A 505-nucleotide genomic window follows, 5' to 3' on the forward strand; every position below is an offset into this window, starting at 1 on the left:
CAACTCAATTATCCCCAGGGTAATTTTTCTGACATCAATCACCCCCATTCAGGAGGTTGATTGGTTCGCTAGGCCATAGTTTCCTATCTCCGAACCCTATTGTCTGGTTCCGAGTCAAGCTAGCTTATACCCTTACATTCTTCGGTAGATTTCTGACCTACCTGAGCTAACCTTTGGGCGCCCTTGTTATCTTTTTGAGGGCGTGGCGCCCCACCCGAACTGCCTGCCTATAGCTGTTCCTCCGGAGAGGTGAGTCGTAAAAATTGACAAGGGCGGTGTTTCATCGGTGACTCGGAGAGATGCTAGCGCACCTTCCTGGGTAACGTCTCCCGCCTACCCTACACATGCCAATTCTTACAACAACAACAGGTTGCAGTGAAACTCCATGGGGTCTTCGCTTTCAGATGGAGGGGTCTGGATTGTGCACCAGACTGATTGTTTTCACTAGCGTCATGGCGGGGACAGTAGAACTCTCGTTGAGCCTTCATGCAAGTCGCCAATTAAG

At 50.3% G+C, this 505-nt stretch carries 1 rRNA gene; it reads right to left on the bottom strand.

The features are described 5' to 3' along the window. Nucleotides 1-505, bottom strand: a 23S ribosomal RNA gene (locus D2V08_RS18150); the annotation flags it as partial.

The organism is Flagellimonas lutimaris (assembly GCF_003581615.1).
Taxonomy (GTDB): domain Bacteria; phylum Bacteroidota; class Bacteroidia; order Flavobacteriales; family Flavobacteriaceae; genus Flagellimonas; species Flagellimonas lutimaris.